The sequence below is a fragment of the Nitrospira sp. genome, from assembly GCA_005116745.1.
Taxonomy (GTDB): domain Bacteria; phylum Nitrospirota; class Nitrospiria; order Nitrospirales; family Nitrospiraceae; genus Nitrospira_D.
Genome location: SWDS01000010.1, coordinates 364,787 through 387,334, shown reverse-complemented (window position 1 = coordinate 387,334; position 22,548 = coordinate 364,787). Strand labels below are relative to the sequence as shown.

At 54.5% G+C, this 22,548-nt stretch carries 19 protein-coding genes and 1 pseudogene; 9 read left to right on the top strand and 11 right to left on the bottom strand.

Annotation, left to right across the window (positions count from 1 at the left end; all coding sequences use genetic code 11):
* Window positions 1-5 precede the first annotated feature (5 nt).
* The 7 genes from E8D52_16660 to E8D52_16630 form a co-directional block, all read right to left on the bottom strand.
* On the bottom strand, window positions 6-938 hold the full coding sequence (locus E8D52_16660) for a hypothetical protein (protein TKB66007.1): 933 nt from the start codon (window positions 936-938) through the stop codon (window positions 6-8).
* A 112-nt stretch (window positions 939-1,050) separates the two neighbouring features.
* Window positions 1,051-1,683 (bottom strand): prepilin-type N-terminal cleavage/methylation domain-containing protein, encoded by a 633-nt coding sequence (locus E8D52_16655; protein ID TKB66006.1) that lies wholly within the window; start codon window positions 1,681-1,683, stop codon window positions 1,051-1,053.
* 420 nt (window positions 1,684-2,103) lie between these two features.
* A complete protein-coding gene (locus tag E8D52_16650; GenBank protein ID TKB66005.1) occupies window positions 2,104-3,951 on the bottom strand; it encodes a tetratricopeptide repeat protein in 1,848 nt (615 codons plus the stop codon).
* A 77-nt stretch (window positions 3,952-4,028) separates the two neighbouring features.
* Window positions 4,029-5,381, bottom strand: coding sequence for a replicative DNA helicase (dnaB, locus tag E8D52_16645; protein TKB66004.1), 1,353 nt, complete (start codon window positions 5,379-5,381; stop codon window positions 4,029-4,031).
* Entirely contained in the window at window positions 5,378-6,772 is a 1,395-nt protein-coding gene (gene hisZ, locus E8D52_16640) for an ATP phosphoribosyltransferase regulatory subunit (GenBank protein ID TKB66003.1), read from the bottom strand. Before hisZ ends, dnaB begins: the two co-directional genes overlap by 4 nt.
* A gap of 22 nt (window positions 6,773-6,794) precedes the next feature.
* Window positions 6,795-8,378, bottom strand: coding sequence for a phosphoglycerate dehydrogenase (locus tag E8D52_16635; GenBank protein ID TKB66375.1), 1,584 nt, complete (start codon window positions 8,376-8,378; stop codon window positions 6,795-6,797).
* Between the two features lie 32 nt (window positions 8,379-8,410).
* On the bottom strand, window positions 8,411-9,553 hold the full coding sequence (locus E8D52_16630) for an alanine--glyoxylate aminotransferase family protein (GenBank protein TKB66002.1): 1,143 nt from the start codon (window positions 9,551-9,553) through the stop codon (window positions 8,411-8,413).
* 271 nt (window positions 9,554-9,824) lie between these two features.
* Between E8D52_16630 and E8D52_16625 the strand changes: the two genes are divergently transcribed.
* Window positions 9,825-11,126 (top strand): LysM peptidoglycan-binding domain-containing protein, encoded by a 1,302-nt coding sequence (locus E8D52_16625; GenBank protein TKB66001.1) that lies wholly within the window; start codon window positions 9,825-9,827, stop codon window positions 11,124-11,126.
* Between the two features lie 61 nt (window positions 11,127-11,187).
* On the opposite strand, the gene E8D52_16620 is transcribed toward E8D52_16625, so the two are convergent.
* Window positions 11,188-11,958 carry a tetratricopeptide repeat protein gene (locus tag E8D52_16620; GenBank protein ID TKB66000.1) on the bottom strand — a complete coding sequence of 257 codons (771 nt, stop codon included), beginning with the start codon at window positions 11,956-11,958 and terminating at the stop codon, window positions 11,188-11,190.
* 153 nt (window positions 11,959-12,111) lie between these two features.
* Here E8D52_16620 and bioF point away from each other — a divergent pair, with 153 nt between their 5' ends.
* From bioF to E8D52_16605, 3 genes are all read left to right on the top strand, one after another.
* Window positions 12,112-13,272 carry an 8-amino-7-oxononanoate synthase gene (gene bioF / locus E8D52_16615; protein ID TKB65999.1) on the top strand — a complete coding sequence of 387 codons (1,161 nt, stop codon included), beginning with the start codon at window positions 12,112-12,114 and terminating at the stop codon, window positions 13,270-13,272.
* A 117-nt stretch (window positions 13,273-13,389) separates the two neighbouring features.
* Window positions 13,390-14,448 carry a type IV pilus twitching motility protein PilT gene (locus E8D52_16610; protein ID TKB65998.1) on the top strand — a complete coding sequence of 353 codons (1,059 nt, stop codon included), beginning with the start codon at window positions 13,390-13,392 and terminating at the stop codon, window positions 14,446-14,448.
* 24 nt (window positions 14,449-14,472) lie between these two features.
* Window positions 14,473-15,648, top strand: coding sequence for a PilT/PilU family type 4a pilus ATPase (locus tag E8D52_16605; protein TKB65997.1), 1,176 nt, complete (start codon window positions 14,473-14,475; stop codon window positions 15,646-15,648).
* A 16-nt stretch (window positions 15,649-15,664) separates the two neighbouring features.
* On the opposite strand, the gene E8D52_16600 is transcribed toward E8D52_16605, so the two are convergent.
* Together E8D52_16600 and E8D52_16595 are read right to left on the bottom strand one after the other, a co-directional pair.
* The gene (locus tag E8D52_16600) at window positions 15,665-16,150 is read right to left on the bottom strand and encodes a hypothetical protein (protein ID TKB65996.1); all 486 of its coding nucleotides are present in this window, start codon (window positions 16,148-16,150) and stop codon (window positions 15,665-15,667) included.
* Window positions 16,151-16,217: 67 nt separating this feature from the next.
* Window positions 16,218-16,622 (bottom strand): DUF937 domain-containing protein, encoded by a 405-nt coding sequence (locus E8D52_16595; GenBank protein TKB65995.1) that lies wholly within the window; start codon window positions 16,620-16,622, stop codon window positions 16,218-16,220.
* 36 nt (window positions 16,623-16,658) lie between these two features.
* Between E8D52_16595 and E8D52_16590 the strand changes: the two genes are divergently transcribed.
* The 5 genes and pseudogenes from E8D52_16590 (at window position 16,659) to E8D52_16570 (ending at window position 20,926) form a co-directional block, all read left to right on the top strand.
* A complete protein-coding gene (locus tag E8D52_16590; protein TKB65994.1) occupies window positions 16,659-17,567 on the top strand; it encodes a porin family protein in 909 nt (302 codons plus the stop codon).
* 9 nt (window positions 17,568-17,576) lie between these two features.
* Window positions 17,577-18,128, top strand: a pseudogene (locus tag E8D52_16585) (hypothetical protein).
* Between the two features lie 231 nt (window positions 18,129-18,359).
* Entirely contained in the window at window positions 18,360-19,094 is a 735-nt protein-coding gene (locus tag E8D52_16580) for a twin-arginine translocation pathway signal protein (GenBank protein TKB65993.1), read from the top strand.
* Window positions 19,095-19,189: 95 nt separating this feature from the next.
* Complete coding sequence (locus tag E8D52_16575; GenBank protein TKB65992.1) at window positions 19,190-19,933, top strand: hypothetical protein; 744 nt, start codon at window positions 19,190-19,192, stop codon at window positions 19,931-19,933.
* 15 nt (window positions 19,934-19,948) lie between these two features.
* Window positions 19,949-20,926, top strand: coding sequence for a hypothetical protein (locus tag E8D52_16570; GenBank protein TKB65991.1), 978 nt, complete (start codon window positions 19,949-19,951; stop codon window positions 20,924-20,926).
* 418 nt (window positions 20,927-21,344) lie between these two features.
* On the opposite strand, the gene E8D52_16565 is transcribed toward E8D52_16570, so the two are convergent.
* Window positions 21,345-22,115 carry a hypothetical protein gene (locus E8D52_16565; protein ID TKB65990.1) on the bottom strand — a complete coding sequence of 257 codons (771 nt, stop codon included), beginning with the start codon at window positions 22,113-22,115 and terminating at the stop codon, window positions 21,345-21,347.
* Window positions 22,116-22,548 lie beyond the last annotated feature (433 nt).

Genomic DNA, 22,548 nt, shown 5'->3' with positions numbered 1-22,548 from the left:
AACCCCTATTCGATATCGCCTCGTGTTGCAAGAGAATCAGCCGGCACGTAGACTCCCATCCGCTCATCGTGGGTGCTGCTCATGACCTTTCCAGTCTTCGGATCATACAGATAGACACCACCATATGGTTCAAGCGGGATACCGGGAAGCAACCTGGCCGAGACTAGCTCCATAAGCGAAGCTGGTCTCTTTCCTTTCAAATCGGCATATTGGAGGATCTGCCGCTCCAGCATTTGAAGATCTCGTTCTAGGCTCACCCGCCTGATTCGTCGCTGCAGCTTCTCACGAACCAACTCATCGGTTGTCTGCTCAAGCATCGCCTCCAGAAACTCAAGCGCCACCTCAGGGTTCTTCCCCTGGACATAGAGTCGAGAGGCCAGTCTCGCGGTGTAATGAGGGGGACCGATGGGAAACAGCCCAGGGATTCGAGCCGCCTGCACCATGTACTCAGCAGCTCGGGAATGATCACCGAGATGAAAAAAATGATTAAACCCTAGTCGAAACGGAATCTGCCATGAAGCCGGGTTGGGAGCGAGACCCTTTTCCAACAGCCTATTGCTCAAGTCGACCCGCCCCGCCAATTCAGCCAGTACAACCCCTCCCGCTTCGTAGGCATAGACGTACTTGGGATCCACAGTGGTAATGATATCGAGGGCGTGATAGAGCCAGTCATAATCTTTGTCGCGGACCACCCGATCACCCAAAACCTGTACTACCCGCAGCCAAAGCAAGTCTGCTCCCAACTGGTGATAGCCCAAGAGAGCTGGCCGTAAAATCTCCCCTTTCGGCAGGAGTCGAAGTTGCTCTAGCTTAGCGGCGCGACCATGACTGCGCTGTTCCAGCAGATATTGTGTAGACAGACTAGCGCCAAGCAATAGGACGAGAGCTAGAAAGGAAAGAAGGTATCGGCGTCTTGCGCTAATCGCTTCGAAACTCATGACAGGATGATCATACCGAGTGGTGAGATTTTGAGAAACAAAATGCTGAAAAATAAACAAGCCGGTCAGGGCTCTGTGAGCCCTGACCGGACACTTCGGTCTCACGAACCGCTTAGAATATGCTTTCGTTCGTCAGACAGTTCACCACGTTGCCCAAATCTGACACTTTGAAGTCACCGAGGACAGCGTCACCGTCCAGGTCACCAAGGGCTTGCGCGACGAATCCCAGCGTCGGGGAGGTAGCAGGACCAGCGGCAAGAGCCGCACTACCACAAGCGCCCTTTACAGGAACCGGCACGGCAGCAATGAGCGGCGTTACTCCAACACTGGCAGCCAAGTGGTATTGATACCGAACAGCACCAGCCGGAACCATACCGATGTCACCATAAGTTCCTGTGGCAGTCGATGCAGCTCCCGCATTGGTGAAACACCACACGGCACCACCAACCGTTGGGGCCGCAGCACCACCAACCCCTCCAGGCCAGGCCACTAACGAACCGTTTACCGGGGGAGCACCACCGACAGGAACCGCAGTAGCGCTCAAGAAGCAGCGCTGCTCTGCCTGGAAGGCGAAGTTCGCTGTCTTGATCGCGCTCAGGTTAGTCTTGGCTTCTGAGGTGCGCGACCGCATCTGGTACTGAATGAAGTTGGGAATGGCGATGGCCGCCAAGATCCCGATGATCGCCACGACGATCATCAACTCAATGAGGGTAAACCCCTCTTGTTTCCGCATTGCCTTCAACATCGTCCTGCCTCCTGGTTGATGGTTCACTGACGGCCCGTTTTCTACCCTGTCATAACCTGCGGCGCTTCTGTTGCCGCCTACCGGTTGCTCTAGCAGGTTTGGTGCCGATCAATGACAAGGCCTAGCGTACCATCGATCCCTGATGATGCAACAACTTAGGAGAAATCAGCGCGTGATCGATCAGAAAGAAGGCCACGTTCCTTCCGTAATCTGCTCCCGATAGCCAAGAATTGACACTTTTTTGCCTGGAGGACTGACACCCTTCCCCTCGCTCGCCCGCCTGCCTGGCGGAGGGTAGGTCTGCGCGTGGTGTCTGTCCCTTTCGAACGGGGGGCAGGCGCCAGGACGAAGGGACCTGTCCCCAACAGTACGCTGAGATGATAAGAAAGGAGAGACTGGTGACGGAGGTCAGGAATAGACTTACGGAGTAGCTATTGGACTGGGCACCTTCTCTGATATGCGGCGCTTGGCTTGCTGGATGCGGTCTTCATTGGCTGAATTGGCCAGACCCTGTTCGCGGAAGCGTTGGAGCAGCTTGTCATTGGATGGATCAATTTCCAGTGAGTGGAGCCAGGCATCACGCGCATCGGACACTTTCTGCTGCTTCAAATAAATTTCTCCCAGATGCTCGTAGATGACGGGGTCATCACCGACTAGCGTCACAGCTTTCTTGATCTCCATAAGGGCCTCGGCCAGCAAACCGGTTTTATACAAGGCCCATCCTAGACTATCGACGTAGTAACCGTTCTCCGGCTTAAGTGCGACGGCACGTTTCGTCAGGGACAAGGCTTGATCAATCTTGATGCCGCGCTCCGCATAGCTATACCCAAGATAGTTCAAGGCATCGGCGTGATGCGGGTCGAGGGAGAGCACCGTTTCCATGGCACGCTCCAGCTCGTCAAACCGATTCAACTTGTCGTAGGCCGTGCCAAGGTTGAAGTGGAGATCGGCGTTCTTGGGATTGTGCCGAATCCCTTCCTCAAACGCCTGAGATGCCTTTTCGAATTGCTCACTCTGGAAATGGGCCAACCCGAGGACAATATGCGGTTCTGGCTGTTTTGGCGTGAGACGGACGGCTTCATGGAGATGCGTCACTGCCTCAGGAAATTGCTTGAGTCGATAGAGGAGCACACCCAGATGAATATGACTGTCGACAAATTTCGGATCCAGATGAATATTATAGCGATAGGTCTCCATTGCCTTGGAGACGTCCTTAGTCTCTTCGTACAAGTACCCGAGATAATCTCTCACTTTGAGCTCAGCTGGTTTCGCCTTCAAGATCTCGGTCAATTGGCTGATCGCCTTGGTAAACTCTTTCTTCTCTCCATAGATGAGCGCCATGCGCAACTGTGCATCGAGATCGCCAGGGTTGTCTTCCAGCAGCTTTTCCAGTTCGGCAAGACCTCCGGCGTAATCTTTGGTCGCGACATACAACTGGACCAGGTGTTGTCGAATATCCCGGTTCCGAGGGTTAACTTGTGAAAGATACTTCTTGAGCACGGCGATCGCTTTGTCTTTCTCTTGGCGTGATTCGTAGACCGACGCTTGGGCTAAATACGCGGGCTCGAACGACTGGTTGATGGTCATGGCTCGCTCGAAGTTCGCCACGGCCTGTTCGCTGTTTCCCGCTTCGATCGAAATGCGGCCCAAATAGTAATAGCCGATCGGCGAATCTGCGGTATATTGCAATCCTTTTTTGACGACTTGTTCCGCCTCGGCGATGCGCTTCTGATTCAGAAGAATGAGTCCCTTCGGGAAGTAGGTTTCGCCTCGTTCCGGATTACTCTCAATGGCCTTGTCCAATAACTCCACGGCACGCTCCGGCTTCCCCGCGCTGGCCAAGATGCCGGCCATGTGGGTCAACATTTGAGGTTCCTGCCCCGTTCCTTCTCCGACTTCATCCGCATACTGCACGGCTTGGGTTACATCACCTAACGCAAAATACAGTGCGGCCAAACGAGACTTGACCTCGCGAGATTTTGGATCAACCTTCAGAGCGGCATGATATTCCTTCAACGCGCCGTCGAGGTCCTGCGCGAGTTCCGCTTGATGTCCCATCATGAAATGGTAGGTCGCATCGGACTCCGGAGCCGGTAGCGGAGGTGGCGGCGTTGTGGCTGGTGGAGGAAGCGTTGCCCGCGGCTGAGGTGCGGCTGCGCAGGCGACCATGATGCCGGAAAAGAACAGAAAGAGCAGTATCGTCCCTAACAAGGGCCTCCCATACAGTCTGAGCAACCGATTGTCGAAGATCGTTCGTGTGTTCCGCATCTCTTTTAGGTTAGGACACGTAAAAGGTGAGTCGATGATTCGATTATACCGAGTGTCCGGGCGATGCGCAAACGACTCTAGGCTTCGCGAAGATCGAGGCTTTCGAATTTGGCGAATCGGTCCTGAAAAAACAACTCTTTTTTCCCAATGGGTCCATTACGGTGTTTACTGACAATAATGTCGGCAATCCCTTTGCGCTCTGAATTCTGGTCATACACATCTTCCCGATAAATGAACATGACCACATCGGCATCTTGTTCGATCGCTCCGCTCTCCCGCAGATCGGCCAGCATGGGGATCGGCGGCTTACGGGCCTCCACCGCTCGGCTCAACTGGGAAAGGGCAACCACCGGCACATTCAATTCTTTCGCCAAGGCCTTTAATGAGCGGGAAATATCTGAGATCTCTTGTTGACGAGACTCCGAATCGCTTCGCCCTTGCATTAATTGGAGATAATCCACGATGAGGAGATCAAGCCCCTTCTCAGCTTTAAGCCGGCGGGCTTTGCCTCGCATTTGCTGGACTGTGATGCCGCCCGTGTCGTCAATATAGATCGGCGCAAGCTCCAACCGGCCGGCTGCCTCTGCCAATCGCCACCAGTCTTCTTTTTGAAGCTTCCCCGTCCTCAACGCATGCGAATCCACCCGCGCTTCCGACGCGAGCATGCGCAGAACGATCTGGGGCTTGGACATTTCCAAGCTGAAGATGCCGACCACCGTATTGGCATGAATGGCGGCATGAGTGGCAAACCCTAACGCAAGACTTGTCTTGCCCATACTTGGCCGCCCAGCCACCACCACCAAGTCCGAAGGCTGAAGCCCGGCGGTAATATCGTCGAGGTCGTAGTACCCCGTGGGAACCCCCGTGACGTGTTCCTTTCGCTTGGAAAGTTTATCGATGACATCAAGACTTTCCTTGATGACCTGGCTGATCGGGCTGAACGACCGTTCCAGTTTGCCTTGCGCAATGCTGAAGACCGATCGCTCGGCAAAATCCAGCAGATCATCGATTGAGGCGGTGCCTTCATAGCCTCTCGTCAGCACCTCGGTAGAGGTACTAATCAACTGACGAGCCACTGCTTTGTCCCGAACAATCTTACAGTGATACCGGATATTGGCTGAGCTGGGAACGATCTGGACTAGTTCAGCGAGGAAAGCAGCGCCTCCAATCGCTTCAAGTTCACCGCGAGATTTCAATCGCTCGGTCAGCGTAATCTGATCGATCACTTCGCCGGTGTCGGACAGCTCAAGCATAGCTTGAAAGACTTTCTTGTGGGCTGTCCGATAGAAATCTTCCTCTACCAGCAGCTCCATCGCCTTCGGCATGGCGGCGTTATCGAGGAGGATGGCACCGAGCACCGACTGCTCTGCCTCCAAGTTCTGTGGAGGAAGTTTTGGTTGAGAGAGATCTACCATCCCGGTGGATTTCATACGGCCCCTTCAAAGTCGGCACGCAGGCTTGCGATGAGGCCTGCGATCGAGACCGTTCTCTTGCGAAGATGAGCGCGACCGGGCGATCCTACGCTTCCTCGCCCGTCCCCCGGATGGAGCACCACGACCTGCTCAGGCTTGGAACGGTCCACACCGATGACTATAATGGTACCGATATTCGCTTCAAGACCAGCCTTGGCCGCAATATCAACCAAGTCCCGTCCCGATGGATCTACCGCTTGTTGAACCGTTCGTATCCCCGCCTGGCGAAGTTGTTGTGCGACCGAAACTAATCGCGTCGACAATCCACGAGGCGCGACGACCAAGACCTCTGGCCCCACAGACTTTGTCCTATCTGGAAGGCTCAGTCCGCGAAAGAGTCGGTCCACAGTGAGGGCAAATCCGGTCGATGGAAGGTTCCGACCAAATCGTCCGATGAGCTGGTCATAGCGTCCACCACCGCCTAACTCCACGCCAATACCCTCGGTAAAGACGTCAAAGACGATCCCGTCATAGTAGTCGAACCCTCTGAATTCTCCAAGATCCAACAAAACGGTCTCTTGAAACCCCGTTGCGCAGAGCAACTGGTACACGTTCTCCAGTCGGTCCAACGCTTGGACCAGTGGCCGTTCACCCTTGGCTAATGTGCGTCCTTTCGAGAGAACTTCAGCTTGTCCACACAGCTCCAGCACGTCCAAAATTCTGTGAGCTGATCGTTTGGTCACTCGCTCCTGCGACAGGATCTCTCCCAGCCTCGGTAGATCTCTTCTTGCCGCTGCGTGTTCGGCCCGCTTCTGCCCTTCCGGCGACAGTCCTGCACGGATGAGAAGCCCCTTGAAAAACCCGACATGCCCCAGTGAAATCTTGAATGAACGCAATCCAACCTGTCGCAGGCACTCGATCAACAGGATGATGATTTCACTATCGGCGGACGCATCATCAGCCCCGATCAACTCAGCGCCAACCTGAAAAATTTCACGATCTCGGCCGGCATGTTCCGGTTCATACCGAAAGACGGTTGCCCGGTACGACAGGCGCAACGGAAAGTGCGTGCCCACCATGCCCATCGCCACAGAACGGGCAATCTGCGCCGTGACGTCTGGCCGCAACAACAGAATACGGCCGGTCGTCCGGTCAACGATCTTATAGGAATTCTCTAATAGCGTCAGTTCGAGGCCAGGTGCCAACACATCGAGGTACTCGAACGTCGGAAGGATAATCTCGTCGTACCCAAAACGATGACAGGACGCCAGCAATTCAGCTTCCAGGTGCCGAACCTGGCAGGCAGCCTCCGGGAGGATGGTGGCCATCCCAACCGGAACCAATGAATGCTCACGCAAAGAAGGGGGCTGCCCCGAAGAAGTCCTACGCACCGGAGGAGCAGAGGCCATAAGTACCTGGTCGCGAGAACCGTTATAAAAGGTTGGCGACCTTGACGGACAAAATATTCGAGCTGGAACGAATCTGATCCAGGACCGCAGATGGGAATTCCGTATCGGAACCAATGATCAGCAACGCATCCCCTCCTCGCTTCTCCAAGGCACACTGCATCCGTAAGATATTGATACCCTGATCCCCTAGGACCTTTCCAACCATACCGATAACCCCTGGACGGTCAACGTTATGAATCAACAGCATATGTCCTTCAGGCACTACTTCAACCTTAAATTGTTCGATCTCCGTCACGCGGGCATCTTTCTTATGATACAGCGTCCCCGCGACTTGATGCGAAACCTTGCCAGCCTCAACCCGAACCCGGATCAAGCTCGTGAAATCCCCGGCATCGGAGCTCTTAATTTCTTTGACTTCAATACCTCGCTCTTTCGCCACAATCGGGGCATTCACATAGTTCACCGGATGTTCCATGATCGGACTGAGCAGGCCTTTTAAGACGGCGATGGTCAACGGTGCGATGGAAAGCGTGGTGACCTCCCCGCTGTATTCCACCGTCACTCGTTCGATTCCCCCTTGAACAAGTTGAGTTTGAAGCGCACCGAGCTTTTCTGCCAGCGCCAGAAATGGTTGCAACCGAGGCAACAACTCCGGAGCGACCGACGGAATATTGACGGCCCCCTTCGCCACTCCCTTCGTAAAGTAGTCGACCAGCTGCTCAGCAATGCCAATCGCAACGTTTTCCTGAGCCTCAATCGTTTGGGCTCCGATATGTGGGGTGCAGATGAAGTTATCCAAGGCAAGGAGCGGATTGTCAGGCTTGACCGGTTCCTCTTCAAACACGTCAAAGGCAGCGGCGGCGACGCGCTTGGTTTTCAAGGCTTCGCATAAATCCTGTTCATTGATAATACCGCCTCGGGCGCAATTTGCGATGAGCACGCCGGGTTTCATCTTGGCGATGGCCTGCGCGTTGATGATCCCACGTGTCTCCGGGGTCAGCGGCGTATGGACCGAAATAACGTCCGCCCGCTTGAATAGTTCTTCGAGATCCAGCATCGTCACACCCATTCGCTCGGCCCGCTCGGCCGCCAAGTACGGGTCAAACGCGACGACGCTCATGCCGATCCCCTGGGCCATCTTGGTCAGATGACTGCCAATCTGCCCTGCGCCGATGATGCCGAGCACCTTATTGTAGAGCTCGATGCCCATAAATTTGTCTTTTTCCCATTTGCCGGCCTTCACCGACGCGGTGGCTTGGGGAATGCGCCGACTCATCGCACAGATCATCGACATCGTATGTTCAGCCGTAGTGACAGTGTTGCCTCCCGGCGTGTTCATGACAACGATGCCGCGACGGGTCGCGGCAGGCGTGTCGACATTATCCAGGCCGGACCCAGCCCTTCCGACGACCTTGAGTTTCTCTGCTGCCGCGATCAGTTCCGCGGTCACCTTGGTGCCGGATCGCACGATGAGCCCGTCGGCATCCTTAATCTCTTTAAATAGCTCGTCCTTCGACATCTTGGATTTCACCACCACGGTGAATCCAGCTTTCTCAAGCGCCTCAACACCCTGTTTCGACAGGCTGTCACTGATCAGAATCTTCATTCCCGCTGCGGCCATGTGCATCCTCGCCGTGATTACTTTGCCATTAAGATTTCTTGCGCTTTTCCGACACCGCTTCCCAGCTTCACAGAATGACCGAGTCCTTTCAGGACCATTTCGGTGGCGGCCAATGCGGCGATCACGTCAAACGAATCCGCATACCCCATGTGAGACAGTCGAAAGATCTTCCCCTTCAGGTGATCCTGGCCGCCGGCCGCCGTCATGCCGTATTGTACACGGAGATTCTTATAGATCGCCTGTCCATCAATTCCATCAGGGGCACAGACCGCCGTCAAGGCATCGCTCGGCGATTCTTTCGCGAACAGCGACATTCCGGCGGCCTTCACCCCTTCTCGCATCGCCAGAGCCAGCCGTCCCTGCCGTGCAAACATGTTTTCCAGCCCCTCCGCCTTCATTATTCGGAAGACCTCTTGAAGTCCAACGATGAGGGAGACCGTTGGGGTCCAGGCAGTCTGGTTTTTGGTTTGAGTTTCACGCTCTTTTTTGAAATTAAAGTAGAAGGCGGCATTCTTGGCCTTGTCAGCCAGAGCCCAAGCCTTGTCGCTGACACTGACAAACGCCATACCGGGAGGGAGCATCAGAGCCTTCTGAGAGCCTGTGATCACGACATCCAAGCCCCAGGCATCAGTCTTGATATCAAACACGCCCAGCGCCGTAATGGCATCAACCACCAAAATAGTATTGTCATAGCCTTTTATGAGTTCACCCAGCGCCTTGACATCATGGGAGACCCCAGTCGACGTCTCGCTAGCCTGCAGATATACTGCTTTGATTGACGGGTCTTTCTTCAACGCATCGGCCACCTGTTGTGGATTAACGGCCTGTCCCCACTCGACTTTGAGCTCGGTCGCTTGGACTCCAAAGGTCTTACAGATTTTGCCCCAGCGTTCCCCAAACTTGCCTGCGTTGACATACAGCGCCTTGTCGCCGGGTGACAAAAAGTTCGATACGGACCCTTCCATACCGCCCGTACCGGACGCCGCCAACATCAGGACATCGTTCCGCGTTTGAAACAGCCACTTTAGTCCTTCCCGAACCTCCGCGAAGATCGGATCAAACTCTGGTGCACGGTGATGGATCATTGGACGAGCCATCGCCAGCAACACTTCTGGGGGGATGGGCGTTGGGCCGGGAGCCAAGAGATACCGCTTCAACATCGATCGATCCTCCTTCACAATTGCAATTGCTGGTGGGGTACCACTAGGAGAGGCGGTACGCTATCATTTGCGCCGGGAGACTGTCAAGAAATCGACCCACGCAAACGAAGCCCACATCAGGAATTTTCCTCTCGCGGGGACATGATGGAACATCTTTCAGTCGCTCACCCGTCATCGCCCTTCGACTTCCCGATATGACACAAGAAGACCAGGCCTTCCCTCCTCCTTTCTTGACAAGTCTGCGATGGATGGATAGGCTCACTTCACACAGATGCTGCTCATAATGTCTACGCGATCCCCACAATCAGTCACCAGAACAATGGTCGTTGCATGTTGGATCATCGGCACAAGTGCGTTGATGCACCCATGTGGAAGTTGGGCAGACGACATTCCCCCAGGTCTTCCTTCAAGCATTGTTTCAACTCCCGATGTGGGGCCCTTGCAGGAGGACGATGTCGATCCAAACCTCGTCCCGTTGGAGCCTGAGCTGACGCTCTCGCCCCCTGATTTATCTTCCACCGAGGACAAGCCCGAACAGCTCGGAGACGCAACCGCTCAAGGCACCACGAATACGGACAATCTGGGCACCGTCTACAACATTCCCGTCGTCATGGATCAGTCCGTGCAAAGCCACATTCATTTTTTCAATACCTCTATTCGTAGTCGCTTTGAACAATGGCTCCTGCGCTTCAGCCGCTATCGCCCGCTGGTCGAAAACATTTTTGCCGAGTTTAATCTTCCGAGTGACCTCGTGAATCTCTCCCTTGTTGAGAGCGGGTTCAACCCGTACGCCTATTCACGGGCAAAAGCCACGGGCCCATGGCAATTCATGAAAGGGACCGGATTGCTCTATGGGTTGCGGATCGATCACTACGTTGACGAACGACGCGACCCGATCAAATCCACCGTAGCTGCAGCCCGGTACCTGCGAGACCTCTACGATATATTCGGCGCGTGGCCTTTGGCCATGGCGGCCTACAATGCGGGCGAAGGGAAGGTGCTACGGGCTCTTCACAAAGCGCAGGTCGAATCCTTCTCAGAGATCTCACGAACGAAGCTCATTCGACTAGAGACAAAGCAATACGTTCCCCGAATTATGGCTGCGACGATCATTGCGAAGAACCCCGACCAATACGGGTTCAAGCAAGATCCTGCTCCTTTGCATGAATTCGAAGAGGTCGTCGTCACCCGACCATTGCATTTCCGGGCTATTTCAAACGTCACCGGCATCCCTTATAACGAGCTTCGGCTACTGAATCCGGAGCTTCGGCGAGATGCGACACCTCCAGGCGATACGGCTTACCATCTCAAAATTCCTCTTGGAATGAGTGCAAAAGTGTTGGAATTGATTGAACGAGTTCCCACATACAAGTTTCCTCCCCTGCCAGTAATTCAGGATCGACAGGTTCGACAGGCCAAGACTGGTTCTGCTCACTGGTATCGAGTCCGAGGGGGCGATACGCTTGAAAAGATTTCTCGAAGATTCAGGATTCCCATGAAGACCCTCAAGTCCCACAATAACCTTTCGGGTCCTGTTCTTAAAACCGGTGAACTGCTGAACATCGGTCGGTAGCAACTAGCCTTCCCGCAAAGATTGCTGCACCTGCTGCTCGCCAACCGAGAGGGTAAGTAGCCTATGGTTTAGCGGGCTTGATGGGTGCTGAAAGAGCGGGAGCGACCGGTGTTGGCTCAGGATTTTTCTTCGCCTCCATCACCTTCACACGCATGGCGGATTCGCTCGTCAGCGGAGAGTTTGGATAGGTCTTCATCAGCTCTTGATAATGTTTCAAAGCTTCATCGGACTTCGAACGATTCTCTTCCAATCTGGCAGCCTCGAAGAGCGCATGATCCCGATTCATTGCGCCTGGAATCTCGAGGATCGCCAAGTAGGCTTTGACCGCTTGCTCAAGGTCCCCCTTGAGCTGGTACGCATAACCTAGTTTTTGATACACGAGACCGAGAAGCGACACATGAGTCCCATACGTAGAAATAAACCGGTTATACGCCTCGATCGCTGACGCAAGATCGTTCGACTGAAGATAGGCATTGCCGAGGCTGAATTGCGCGAGCGGGGCCGTCGGAGTGCGCGGATACTCATTGACCACCCGCTGATACAGGGCAATCGCTTCTTTTAAATTGGCTGCCGCTTTCTGCGGATCACTGGCCGCACGGGCAAATAGATGGACGGTCGCTTCTCGTTCAAGATCCTGCGCCTTCTCGGCATTTTGTGCGTCAAACCACAAGACACCCCAGACTCCTCCCCCCATCAGAAGGAGAAGCACACACCCAACCACAATCGACCAGCGGTAGGTCGCCAGTCTAAGCATCCAGTGCTCAAGCCCGCTCACGAGGTGAGCTTCATCCACTGGCAACGTCCGAGGTGGAACTTTAATTCGATATGTCATCAGAAATCATCACCTAATGGTTGAGAACCAGCTTTCTGCCCCAGAACCGATGCTTTATACTAAGGATGAATTCCCGTTGTCAATGTAATCAGAACGAACTCATTCACAGGGTTACGACACAAGCGAAGATCTGATAAGAGTTTTTCAACCAGCATGTTTCAACGCAGACTCCAACAACTCGCCGACCGATCGCTCATGCGCCGACTGTCTCCATTGGAATCAGGCACAGGACCGACGATCCACCATGCAGGGCGCGAGGTCATCTTGCTGTCCTCCAACGATTACCTGGGACTGGCAACCCATCCGGAAGTCATCCGTGCCGCCATCCATGCAACTGAACAGTATGGAGCGGGATCCGGAGCTTCTCGCTTAGTCAGTGGAACCCTTCCTCCCCATACGCATCTCGAAACCTCCCTCGCGACGTTTAAGGGGACGGAAGCCGCGCTGCTGTTCGGAGCCGGTTATCTAGCCAATATCGGTGTCATTCCGAACCTCATCGGGCAAGGAGGCCTGATTCTAGCGGATCGACTGTGTCATGCAAGTCTCATCGATGGATGTCGATTGAGCCGTGCCGATCTTCGAGTATTCCGCCATCGAGACTGTGCACATCTGGAGTCATTGCTTCGACGACGAAGCGCGAGTCGTCCCACGCTCATCATCACAGAAGGACTCTTCAGCATGGACGGCGATCTCGCTCCGTTGTCTGATCTGGCCTCGCTGGCCGAGCGATACGAGGCGACGTTGTATGTCGATGATGCCCACGGGACCGGCATCATGGGGCCGACCGGTCGGGGAACGATCGAGCACTTTGGTTTGGAGCAGCGGATCCCGTTTCACATGGGGACACTCAGTAAAGCACTGGGAAGCCATGGCGCCTACATGGTTGGACCCAACGACCTGATTCAGTATTTGGTCAACGTGACCCGTCCGTTCATTTTCACAACAGCACTTCCACCCTCCATCGCAGCGGCAGCCTCGGCTGCGATCGCGGTCATTCAACGTGAGCCCGAACGTCGGACGCGGCTCTGGTCAAATCGACAACGGCTGTTCAATGGAATACAGACGCTTGGTTTTCGGATGACTCCGACCGTCAGTCCAATTCTACCAATCCTGGTGGGCAATGCCGCCACTGCATTAGCATTCGCCGAACGGCTACTCACTCATAGAATCTACGCTTCCGCAATCAGGCCACCGACTGTTCCGGATGGAACCAGTCGGATACGTTTCACGGTGACATCGGAACACACGACGGAGCAGATCGACGAAGCACTTCATGCACTAGACCTCGCCGGTCGTGAGACCGGCCTCCTCTAGCCCACCTCCTTATCAGCCCGCACCTTCCGGCTATTTTCTTGCTTTCATGTTGTCCTATGGCATGATCACGGAAGATTTTCACCACACAAACAACCCATCACACGAGGATTACGGGCGATGGATATTTCGAAGCTGCTGACGTTCTCTGTCAAGGAGGGTGCCTCCGACTGTCACATCAGTGCCGGCGAACCTCCGATGATTCGCATTCATGGCGATCTCAAAAAACTTGACCACCCTCCCCTGACTCCTGACGAAACACACGCCCTCATCTACGACATGATGAGCGACTCTCAACGAAAGACGTTTGAGGAAAAGCGAGAATGTGACTTTTCTTTCGAGCTTGGAGACATCGCCCGTTTTCGCGTCAACGTGTTTGTGCAACAACGGGGATTGGGCGCCGTCTTTCGGAACATTCCGACCACCATTGTCCCGTTGGAAAAACTCGGCATGCCGCCGATTCTTCGACAACTATGCGACAAGGAAAAGGGATTGATCCTGGTGACCGGACCGACAGGCTCAGGAAAATCCACCACGCTCGCGGCGATGGTGGATTATCTGAACAACACATTCGAAGGTCACATCATCACCATTGAGGATCCCATCGAATTTGTTCACAAATCCAAGAAATGCCTGGTCAATCAACGAGAACTCGGCGTCCATACGCTCTCGTTCGCCAATGCCCTGAAGTCGGCGCTTCGCGAAGATCCGGACATCGTCCTGGTGGGCGAAATGCGGGACTTGGAGACGATTCAGTTAGCCTTGACCGCCGCAGAAACCGGACACTTGGTCTTCGGCACCCTCCACACTTCGAGCGCGCCCAAAACAATCGACCGCATCATCGACGCCTTCCCGCCGGCGCAGCAGGCACAAATCAGAACACAGCTCTCGGAGGCCTTGGAAGCCGTGCTGACCCAAACGCTACTGAAGAAGAAAACCGGCGGACGCGTCGCCGCACTCGAAATCATGATGGCGACAACGGCCGTACGTAATCTTATCCGTGAGGCCAAACTGCACCAAATCCCGGGGATCATGCAGGCAAGCCAAAAGGACGGCATGCAAACCATGGACATGGCGTTGGTCGATCTCGTGACGCGGGGAATCGTTCATAAGGCCGAAGCACAGTCCCGGAGTATGAACCCCAATCTCTTCGGTTCACCGATGACCGGAGCCGCCTAACACACACGCGACGGAGTACGGCCGATGGATGTTCGAAGTCTTCTAAAAGTGATGGTGGACCGCGAAGCGTCGGACTTGTATTTGACTGTCGACGCCTCGCCGATCTACCGCATCCATGGCGCCACTCAACCAACCGACGCTCCCCTGTTCACCAACGAACAGCTCGAAGCACTGGCATTAACCTTGATGCGTGGACAACAGCGCGGCGAATTCGAAGAAAAGATGGAGATGAACCTGGCGCTCTATTACAAAGAGTTGGGTCGTTTCCGCGTCAACATCTTCAGGCAGCGGGGTAATGTCGGATTGGTCTTCCGTCACATCAAAGCGGAGATTCAGACCGTCGAGCAGTTGGAACTCCCTCCGATCATCAAAGATATCGCGATGACCAAACGCGGTCTGGTGCTGGTAGTGGGCGCAACCGGGTCGGGAAAGTCGACATCGTTGGCCGCCATGATCGACCATCGCAATACCGTCCACCAGGGCCATATCATTACGGTGGAAGATCCGATCGAGTTCGTTCATCAGCACAAGAAGTCCATCATCACGCAACGCGAAGTCGGATTCGACACCTTAACCTTTCAAAACGCGCTGAAGAATACCCTCCGTCAAGCTCCGGATGTGATTCTTATTGGTGAGGTCCGCGACACCGAAACTATGGAAGCAGCAATTACCTTTGCCGAGACCGGTCACCTCTGCATCGGAACGCTGCACTCCAACAACGCCAATCAGGCGATCGAACGCATCATGAATTTTTTTCCGGTCGAGCGCCATGCTCAGATTTATTTACAGTTGTCCCTCAATCTGCGCGCGATTATCTCCCAACGATTGATCCCGTCGCTCGACGGCAAACGCGTCCCAGCCCTGGAAATCATGCTGGACACGCCGCGCGTCAAGGATCTAATCAAGAAGGCTGAGGTCGACACACTCAAGGAAGCCATGGAGCAAGGCATCGACGAAGGGTGCCAGACCTTCGATCATGTCCTGTTTCAGCTCTACAAGACGAACAAGATCTCGCTGGAGCAGGCCCTCATCAACGCCGATAGCGCGAATAACTTACGCCTCAAGATCAAGCTTGAAGGGCTGAAAGGCGATGATGCCGTGAACGCCCTGCTTGATAAACAGATGGGGGGACAGGGGGCCGATGCCTTTAAGATTCAGGGCGGCGCTTCAGGAAACGTCACGCCGATCCGCAAGCGCTAGTCACACAGCCCCACCCTCAGGGAGCTGAACTCCCTTCAGTCTGGCGCTCAAGATACGACGCTATCTTCTCAAGAGCCAGCGCACTCAGTTTGGATCCATACCACGCTGGCATGGTCTTCTCTGGATACCCTCGTACCACAAATCGCTGCGGCTCCAATACCGATTCAACGATGTACTCATGCACCGTCTTGGCTTCCCCACGGTAGTCAGGATCTTTAAGCCGTCGCTCACCGGTCGTGCCAAGCACCAACGGCGGCCCGACTTGGCCTGTGGCCCCAGGAATTCCTGGAATGATGTGGCACACCGGACAGCCAGGTCTGGTCAACACCTCGACGATAGGCTCATCGCCCGTCACCAGCGATATCGCTTCCGGCGTGAGTGCGAGATTCCTAGGTTGAGTTGGTTCCGGGCTGGAGCCCCGGAGATCACGAAGCGCCCACACAACCGACAGCAAGACCAGACCGATAGCAATCCAGACTACGAGCCGGTCCCTGATGCGCATGCCGATATTCTGGCTGGATGATGGAACCAACACCTAAAATCTAATCGCCAGCCGCTTCGTTCGACGCCTATTTCATCCCTTGGACCAGTTTCATAAGCTGTTCGAGCCCACCCGCTTCGATCTTGCCATTGGGCGTCAGCTTGTCGATCAGATCAGGAAGAAGGCCAGCCAGCTGTGAACCCACCGCTCCAGAGGAAAGTCCTGCCTTACCGGCCAGTTGGTTCAGCAAATCACTGCCTAAGCCTTGTTCAATCTGGTTTGGGGTCACCGGCAGATTCTGGCCCGTGCTCACCCAGGAATTCACAATTTCACCGAGCCCGTTCTTCTGAAACGCCTGAACAAGCCCGGCAAGTCCTCCAATACCGCTGTCCTTTCCAAGGAGACTGGTCACGGCTTGCAATAGAGGATTCTGCCCTCCCTGTCCACCCAACATACCACCCACCGCTTGCCCCAATTGATCCATGAGTCCCATTGATTTGCTCCTTACCTTCAGTAAATAAATAAGTAGATGTCAGCAAAAGATCACTTTGCCCGCGTCATCTGTAGTGGAGGATGTACCACAGATATGAGCCACAATCCAATGGACACTTACGGACTTCTCCGGTCAGTTATGATCATTACTTTGGAATACAACGGATACGTGATGATTCGAGCTGACGGTCTTCATAAATGGAAACTTCACGAGTTTGAGGGGCTATGCAACCAACTTTTATTTGTTATGATGATATGGTTCAGGAGAACAACGATGAAAAAGAACGCTCCATTCGTTACAAGTTGTTTGATGGCAGGGTGCTCATTCATCTCTCTCTGTATTCCCAGTCTCGTGTCCGCAGAGATGTATGTGGCAGGACAGGCCGGTGTGAACTTCGCGGATCGGATCAACAGCATTGCAGGAACGGGTGCCTCCGCAGGAGTTCCCAATCTCAACCCTGCCCCTGATCCAGACTTTGATCTGCAAAACTCGATCACCTACGGAGCTAAGGTCGGTTACTTCCCTGGACATAGTTGGTATGGAATAGAGGGAGAAGTCTTCCATAGTACCCCACATATCAAGCAACTGGACCTCGGACCAGGGGCACAAGACCCAGGGATCCATATGAGGGTAACCACTGTTGGAGTCAATTTTATTGCCCGATATCCAGGCCGCACACTCCAGCCATATGTGGGGGCCGGCATCGGAGCGGCCATCGCCCACATCGGTGATACGGCTACCGTGCGAAGTGACTCTGCAATAGCCCCAGCGTGGAATGTCCTCGCCGGCCTGCGCACATTCATCACACCAAAAATTGCCGTCTTTGGCGAGTATAAGTACACCGGAGCGACCCTGAAGTTCGATGGAGCCTTCGGTGACTTAGGTGGATTCAGCGGTAATTACAGAGCACAGCTTCTCCTTGGTGGGCTGTCGTATCACTTTTAGGAGAGGAGAATGACCATGTCTCGCCTGACCGTCCTCGCTCCCTTGTTGTGTGCTGCCGTAATGTTGTCTGCTTGTGCAGAGTCTCTCCATCAAGTCCAACGCGATACGGAGCTGCTCGGCATTCCTTTCGGATTGGAAAAGGAGATCGATACCAGCGTCAGCTTTGCAGACTTGAAGAGATCTCCGGGTGAATATGTCGGGCGAACAGTCATGATCGGCGGGAACGTGATTAAGGCTAAACGGACAGAAGCAGGAACCGAAGTGGAAATCTTGCAACTGCCGACTGAGAAAGAAGGGACGTTGACTGAAGAGCGTCTTCGATCAGAAGGCCGATTCCTGGCGCTTCGAGAACAATTTCTCGACCCTGCCAGCCTCCCGCAAGGTACGCCCATTACTATAATCGGCACCGTAAAAGGTGAGACCACAAGACAACTTGATGAGAGCGACTATACCTACCCTATCCTTGAGGTGAAACACATTATTGATTGGAAGAGTCTTGCAGCCCAGAGAGGAAGAGACCGAAGTCCATACTATGGTGCCTACTATCCACCCTATGGATATAGCGGATTTTCTCGCTATGGGTATGGTGGTTGGGGGGGACCATTTGGTGGATATGGCGGATACGGTGGGTATGGCGGCTCTTATGGAGGGCGTGGGTTCTATGGCCCCCCTGGAGGAGGTTTTTCACCAGGGCCGTCACCTCCGCCACCTGCAAGCGTTCATCCACGAATGAGGGGTCGGTAGTGTTTGAGTCTTGTTCCTGTTTTCACAAAACGAGAGCGTGTGGACTGGATGAAACACCATGACACGCAGGGAGGGGCCCTCCTTTCCCGCCGCCAGGGGCTGATACTCCTTGGTGCCACGGGAGTCGGCTGGATGCTGGGTGACCGTTTGACCACGAATTCTTCAGTTGCCAGCCCACCGCAGGCTCTGTGTGTCCTCCGCCCTGAGCAAACGGAAGGCCCCTATTTCGTTGATGAACGTTTGCATCGGATGGACATTCGCTCCGATCCGACTGACGGGAGAGTCACGCCAGGTACACAGTTAGCCCTGACGTTTCACATCTCTCGTGTTCGCGCCGGAGAATGCCATCCCCTACCGAATGCCCAGGTCGATGTCTGGCATTGTGACGCCATGGGGGTCTATTCAGATGTCCGAGATCCTGGCTTCAGCACGGTGGGACGGAAGTTTTTACGCGGATATCAGATGACCGATACGCAAGGAACCGCACGGTTCCTAACCATCTATCCTGGCTGGTACCCTATACGAACAGTACATATTCACTTCAAAATCCGCACAGCACCCTCGGCAGAGAAACGCTATGAATTTACCTCCCAATTGTACTTTCCCGATGAACTGACCGACCACGTGCATACCGCTCTTCCCTACACGTCACAAGGACGGCGTCGCGTACGCAATCAGCAGGATTTCATCTTCCGTGATGGTGGTGATCAATTGCTATGTCAGCCATCCCCAACCACCGGTGGCTATACGGCAACCTTTCCCATTGGGCTTGAACTTTCATGACCCCCATCCTTCGAATTTCTGCGTATTGACGGCCTGTGGCGAATCCCGATACCCTGCGTGGCTCCAGTACACCTTTTCGCTAGGAGGACCTGCGTATGAATCTGTTGCGTCATGTCGCTCTGCTGATCTGTATGATCCTTGCCCCGCTCACGACTGGTGCGACCTCTCCGCCTGAGGTACAAGTCGATTACTCGGCCGACAGTACGATGGAAACCGAAGGCGGCATGACGATGAAGTCACGCATCTATCATACGGTCAACAAGGACCGGATGGAGATGGGTGGATCGGATGGTATGACGTCGATCACGCGGAAGGATAAGAAGGTCGTGTGGCAACTGATGGGCGATATGTATATGGAAATGCCGATGGATAGCTCCAATACCTCCGGCATGGACGGATTTGACATCGTCGAGCAGGCTGAAGTGGGCCAGGAAACGATCAACGGCATCAAGGCCACGAAGTCCAAGATTGTCGCGGTCAAGAAAGACGGCTCAGGAAAATTCGGTGGTTTTTTCTGGACCACGAAAGAAGGGATCACCGTCAAGATGGACATGCTGTCGAAAGAAAGCGACAAAAAACTGCGCATGACCAGCGAACTGACCAATCTGAAGATCGAAAAGCAAAACCCCGCCCTCTTTGAAATCCCCGCTGGATATACCAAGAACGACATGAGTGCCATGATGGGGATGGGCGGCATGCCCAATATGGAGGAGATGAAAAAGAACTCGCGCCAGCGTCAGTCCAGTGGAAAACAACCTCGTGAGGGCCAAGCTGGCGAGAGCTTGGGCGAGCAGATTCCCGATGTCAATAAGATGATGAAGGGACTCTTTGGTAAATAACGGAGATCACCGCCCATGCGCCTGTCGAAAGTAGTCGGATATTCGCTCATGCTCATGACCCTCGCAGTTCCCGCCGTTCATGCGGATGATCCTTGCCTGGGCGACGATGAAAAGAAAGCTGCCCTGGCCCTGTCGGCTGCGTTGCAGAAGGCCGAACAAGCCGGACAATCCGCCGCGCTCTTCGTCGCGTACATGAGAGTGGCAGCAAGCGAGTGCATCGACCGCTATGACAAGAACGCAGCGGGAAAGGCCAAGGCAAACCTGCCCAAACTGGGGAGGGATTTGGCCAAGGCAGCTGAAGCAAAAGGCGCTTTGTATTCCGGCGAACCGGTACGGGCCGACGGGCAAACAGCAGCCTTTCAGTACTACGAGGCCATCGGCGACCACCAGGACGCCAACCGGGTCCTGATCAAGGCCATTCAAGCCAAGCCTGAAGACCTGCACCTGTTCGAGGCCGCCTGGAATATCGATAATGGCCGCTACGGCCCGGTCGATGGCACTACCGGATCAAGACAGCCGTACAACTCTCCACCGGCATTCCGGCAAGAACTGACCAAGGTGGCATCGGTCAATGCCGATCGACTGATGAAATCAGAGGAGAAAAATGCCCAGGGTCTCACCGGCAATATCGGCGAGTTGGGTCAGTCGACCATGCAGTCGATCGAGAAACTCAGGAACGCGTCACTGTGGATGAAATTCCTGCCGGGCGGAGACAAACCAGCCAGAGATCGAGCTGAACAGCGAGGCGATACCATCATGAAGCGGCCGGATCCAACCTTCTCCCAGGGTCAAGCCATGATCTATTACGAGTTTTCCGGTTCGCCGAAGGCGAAGGGTTTGGCTGCGCAAATCAAGAAAAAGAGTGAGGAGTCTCAGCAAGTCGTGGAAAAGGCTGGGGAAAGCTTGAAAAAATCGTTCACCCAGAAGAGCGAAGCCGACCAAAAGCAATTTGATAAGAAGAAAGCCGACCTCGAAAAAGAGCTCGGATTCTGACACGTACTCGATCCTCATTTTGCTCTCTGGCTCTAGACAGCCTCATCCTTAACCGATTCCACCTATGTGGTTCCACTCTTCGCTATTTCCCGCTACCCCACCTATTCAAATAGAGACAACCTCAAGGGCTTACCTCTGGTCATACCCTCACTGCACTAGGCAACGAGCCCGCTGGTGTTTTCTATGGTCTTGGTGCAGGTAGACTGTCTCGGTTCGATTGAAGGAGGCGGAAGGTTTGATTGTAGAGGGCTAGGGGCCTGAGGATCTTGAGGGTCAGAATTGGGGTCAACTGTCCCCATTACTTAGGAAGGTAATACAAGAACGCGCGCAGTCCAAAGGACTAGCCGGTCACTCACCGAAAGGCTGTTTCACACTTCTGAATCGCTTGCTATCCCTTACTGGCCTGCCAGGCGAAGCATCAGCGCAACGTGCTCGTCGTCGGCGTAAACCCCTCGAATGACTGGAGATACGTTTCAACCATGACTCGCGCCAACTGATCTCCTCCCAGCGGGCAGGTTCTCTCTTCGGTCTTGCGAACCAACCCCGTCGGAACGGCGGTGCTGGTCCAGAGCTTGATGACCAGGCGGCAATTTTTGAAGGTCGGCCACACCGACGCGTCATACTCATACGTCGCAGACTCCCACTGCGTCGCAATCCGCGCGCCGTTGAGCTCGATCGTATCTTCACCGGTTTCAATCGGTCGGGGCTTTGGTTGAACACCCATCGCAAGATTGCCGGCTTGCTGGAAGACAGTCAGCAGTTGGGCATAACGGGATTGATTCACCGATGGGCCGACATTGGAATCATACTGAGCGGCGATGGTCTCTTCCCATTCATTCGGAGGCATGGGCCTCCCATACCGATCAGTGGGAGCTTGGCTGAACCACAGCCTGACGCCCTCAGCGTTGATGACCCGCAACTGATAGGCATTGAGAGAAGTGATTGGACCGGCCAGGAAGTTGTTCGAGCCGGCCAGATTCCAGTACCGAGCGGCGTACACAACCTTCGCACCAGGTCTGAAGTTCTTCCAGGCCAGATATTCAGGACGGTCGACGAGCACCGCAGCGGGCTTGGCTGTCGCCTCCGTCGCGCAGCATTCGTCTACTGCCAAAGCCCTGTGAGAAGGGGCAGACATAAGAAGCACTGAGAGAACGCATCCACCCAGCAAAAGGATAACCGTCTGACGCATGCTATATCTCCCACATCAGTAAGGGATGGGCATCCTACTTGAATAATAAAAGGTGAGGCAATCCCGGGATCTCTATCCGGGCGAGTGGAGTGCTATTGCGTCAGGGCGGCAAGCAATAGAGTCGAGAGAGTCGGACAAGAAAAGGGGTCGGCGGAGCTTGTTCAAGCAAGCCAGCCGAAGGGCCCCAGCCAACGCCACGCCCTCCAGCCCGTTCCCTCTGCCTGCTTGTCTTGAGTTCGTTGAAAAATCCCGTCGAAGAACGGCCACAGCTACCCACGGTTACACTGCTCTGCAATGCGCTTCTGAGCAGAGACTCTTTGGGAGTGACCTGGAGGCACTCGACAGGTATTTCGCTCACTTCGCCAGGACGTCCCGAGCCAGCAGTCCTTGCGTTCGAGCCTCTCTGAGTTATACCGTACATGGAGTTCACGCT